4 protein-coding genes are annotated in these 3,745 nt (G+C 40.4%); all 4 read right to left on the bottom strand.

Annotation, left to right across the window (positions count from 1 at the left end):
- Positions 1–108: 108 nt before the first annotated feature.
- The 4 genes from ACTHOQ_RS18710 to ACTHOQ_RS18695 all read right to left on the bottom strand — a co-directional run bounded on the left by ACTHOQ_RS18710 (position 109) and on the right by ACTHOQ_RS18695 (position 3,485).
- Positions 109–741: a PepSY domain-containing protein gene (locus tag ACTHOQ_RS18710; RefSeq protein WP_440497700.1), complete on the bottom strand. Its 633-nt coding sequence runs from the start codon at positions 739–741 to the stop codon at positions 109–111.
- Between the two features lie 90 nt (positions 742–831).
- Positions 832–1,449 (bottom strand): PepSY domain-containing protein, encoded by a 618-nt coding sequence (locus ACTHOQ_RS18705; RefSeq protein WP_440497698.1) that lies wholly within the window; start codon positions 1,447–1,449, stop codon positions 832–834.
- Positions 1,439–2,791 carry a sensor histidine kinase gene (locus tag ACTHOQ_RS18700; protein ID WP_440497697.1) on the bottom strand — a complete coding sequence of 451 codons (1,353 nt, stop codon included), beginning with the start codon at positions 2,789–2,791 and terminating at the stop codon, positions 1,439–1,441. The genes ACTHOQ_RS18705 and ACTHOQ_RS18700 overlap by 11 nt, the downstream gene beginning before the upstream one ends.
- The gene (locus ACTHOQ_RS18695; protein WP_440497695.1) at positions 2,781–3,485 is read right to left on the bottom strand and encodes a response regulator transcription factor; all 705 of its coding nucleotides are present in this window, start codon (positions 3,483–3,485) and stop codon (positions 2,781–2,783) included. The genes ACTHOQ_RS18700 and ACTHOQ_RS18695 overlap by 11 nt, the downstream gene beginning before the upstream one ends.
- Between the last annotated feature and the right edge of the window lie 260 nt (positions 3,486–3,745).

Raw genomic sequence — 3,745 nt, 5'->3', positions numbered from 1 at the left:
ATCAAAGCCCCTGAAATTTTACTGTTCGTAAAATTTCAGGGGCTTTTCAGTTAGAGGTTGGGTTTTGTCCCAATCTCTTTTTCATATATTTATATAATTATCTGCTGCTTAATCATCATTTAAATCTTCTTCGTATTTAATGATCACACCTGTGTTGGCATCGATTTCAAAATCATACTCCATTTTGCCGTTGCGAATTTCGATTTCGTAGACGAGACGGTTATCGTCCTCATCCATTTCAAAATTCGTTACTTTACCAGGTGCTTTTAATTGTGCGATTTGAATGGCTTGTTGCTGTGATATAGTCTGGGAAACTGCATTTTTTTTTGTTTCCGCTTCTGCTTGAGCAGGGCTTGCAGTCTGTACTGTTGTACTGTTTTCTGTTCGTTGTTCGTCATTTTGCTGTGTAGGAGATGAACTGTTTGCTGTTTTTTCAGTTTGTGCTGAACGGACTGTTTTGCGTTCCGTTACACGCATATCCCCTGTAATGGCGTCAATTTTCACTTCGATTTTTTCATTTCCTTTAATGATATCAATTTCATAATGCGGTGTGCGGCCATCCCCATCGAACTCAAAATCGGTAATATTGCCATCCAGTTGCTTTAGGGCGATATTCTTTGCTTCACTTGCGGAAATGACGGGATTATTTTGGGCAGTCGCAAATAAATTCGACTGTGCAAATACAGTGCCTCCACCAATAGCGATTAATAATGCAGGAATAACTAAAAACTTTTTATTCATATTCATTTGCTCCTTTTGGTTGTTTGTAACTTTAGTATAACGAGCGAATATGAAAACTGGCTGAGAGAATTATTAGAAATTGATGAGAAATTAATCCTCGTATTGAATCGATAAAATTTTGCCTGTAATCGCATGCACTTGAACGGTTACTTCATCTTCTTGCTCAATTTCGATAAAGTAGCTGCCGCCATCCGAACTGTTTTCATAATCAACGGAATCGACTTCGCCGGGCACTTCCTTTAAAGCAATGTTTACAGCTTGCTGTTCAGATAGTAATGGTTTTGAAGAATTTGGCTGTTTTGCTTCTCCTTTCGTTATAGCTGGATTACTTGATGGCGATTGCTTGGCATTCGTTTCATTTTCCTGTTCTTCATTTTGTGTAACTTCCGAATTAGGGGTGTTTTTACCATCCGTTTCGTTCCCGGCGTGCTGCGCTGTATTTTTATGAACGAGCACTAATTTTGAAAAATGACCGGTCACCGGATTTACGTTTACTTCAAATATTGAACCATTTTTATTAAAGGAAGCGACAAAACTATCATTTTGTTCGACTAATGTTTGTACTTTCGCATTGTATATCTGTTCAATTTGCGTAGTTATTTCATTCGCCGTAAGCCCATGCGATGTTGTTAGCTGTTTTACGGCAATAGCGATGAATAATCCGATGACCATCACTGCGATGCATAACAATGCCCATTTAGTTTTCATGCTGCACACCTCCTGAAAGCGGCACAATTAAATGAATGGTTGTCCCTTTCCCAAGTTCGCTTTCGATTGAAACATCGGCATTTAAACGGTCGGCAAGTTCCTTTGCAATCGATAATCCAATGCCGGTACCACCCGTTTTCCGGTTGCGGTCTTTATCGACACGGTAAAAGCGATGAAATAAGTTCGGCACATCTTCTTGCGGAATGCCGATACCGAAATCTTGTATCGTAATATGCAAATCTTTTTTTGCGGATGCACTTATTTTAATGAAATCCTCACTATATTTACGGGCATTATCAATGAAAATAAAGAGCAGTTGTTTTAGTTTAGCCTCGTCGGTCGTAATCGGAATATTTGGTACGCTTATATGAATTTCACGATGATATGCCGCTTTTATACTTTCGGCAATTTGTTCGATGAATGGCTGGAGTGCAAAGGTCGTCATCGTCACTTTCGTTGTTTCATTCGTTTTCGCAAGTGCAAGCATTTGTTCAACCATTATTTTCATATTGTTAGTCTCATTTAAAATCGCAAGAAGTGCCTCTTCCGTCACTTCCGCATCTTGTGTGCCGCGGCGTTTTAATAGCTTCGTATAGCTTTCAATCACAGTTAACGGCGTTTTTAATTCATGTGCCGCATTGCCGACAAATTGCTGCTGTTTGTCATGTGCATCTTCTAGCTGTGCCATTAAATGGTTATATGTTTTTGCCATTTGTGTGATTTCATCCTTCGTTTGTCTGCGAAGGGGGATTTGCTCGAAGCTTGATTGTTGAATGTTTTTTTCCATTGTCGTCGTTAACTGTTGGACTGGTTTGACGATGAGTCTTACTAATAGCTGGCTTGCTAAATAAATTGGCATGAGCGCCACAAGTGTCATCAACACTAAAATAATCATAAGCCGGTTCAAATTTTCGGTAATTGTAGGCAATGGTTGGATTAATTTTGCCTCGACAATTTCATCATTCGGCCAAATGAGCGGGGTAGTGAGCGCAATATGGGGAACATCCTGAATAATTTTTTTTGTATAATGTTCTGTCGCATCTATTTTATAATTTATTTCATTGGCCGTCATTTGGAGACGAATCAGGGTTTTTCCCGCCGCATCCTGGACAAAAATTGCGCCGTCTGTCGGGATATAGGCGTGGAAAATCGTATCAATTCCTTCTGTAGAATCCAGGGAGCTGACCGCTGTTGCCAATTCATTTGCACGCGCCTGTAATTGTACCGCCTCTGTTGAAAAGGCAAATTCCTTATACAGAAAGTAAATGCCTGTGAAGCTTCCTGTTAAAATAATCGATGTGAGCAATGTTGAGAAAAGATTAACTTTCGTATTAAGCTTCATTGGCCGCACCCTTCAATACGTAGCCGACACCACGGACTGTATGAAGCAGCGTAGGCAAATTTAAATTCACGTCGAGCTTTTGGCGCAAATAGCGTACGTACACATCGACTACATTTGTATCCCCAAAATAATCAAAGCCCCATACGGCATTAAGTAGTTGTTCGCGTGATTGCACATGTTTTGCGTGTTTCATAAAATGTAGCAGCAAATCAAATTCCCTACGTGTTAAATCAATTGGATGATTTTGCCGCCAAACTTCGCGCGTTTGTTCGTTTAATGAAAGATCATCAAATTTATAAGCGTTTTCTTCAATTTGCCGCGGAACTGATTTTTGCGAAAATCGCAAGGCAACACGAATGCGGGCTAGAAGCTCATCAAATTCAAATGGTTTTGTAATATAGTCATTCGCCCCGTAATCCAGACCTGCCACTTTATCCTCTATATCACTTTTCGCGGTTAGTAAAAGAACTGGAACTGTTTCATCATGCTTCCTGATCCGCTTCAATACTTCCAACCCGTTTAGTTCCGGCAGCATGACATCAAGAAGTATTAAATCGAAATGCTCTTCATGGAATTTTAATAAACCGTCTGTTCCTGTATGTGTCAATGTTGTTTCGTACCCTTCAAAACCAAGTTCCAGCTGCAATACACGCGCAATTTGCTGTTCATCTTCAACGATTAATATTTTCGCCATGTGACACCTTCTTCTATCTATTTGTATTCATCGTAAAATATAAGAGGGGGCTTGGCAATGAAGAAGTCACAAATGGATAGGAAATGAGAGAAGAAGGAAGAAAAGGCTCTTCGCCAAAAGTTGGGGATGAAAAAACTTCATGCCAAGGCGACTCCAGCAGCAGAAGGAAGGGGGAGGGAGCATGGAACAAAAGCTAAGTACGCCACGTCCTGTGGCAACGCTTTTGTGACCAACATCGTGTTGGCCTCGTGCCCGCGGAA

It is taken from the genome of Solibacillus silvestris, from assembly GCF_051967575.1.
Taxonomy (GTDB): Bacteria; Bacillota; Bacilli; order Bacillales_A; family Planococcaceae; genus Solibacillus; species Solibacillus silvestris_B.
Note: the sequence above shows the minus strand (reverse complement) of the source record. Positions and strands in the feature narration are given on the sequence as shown.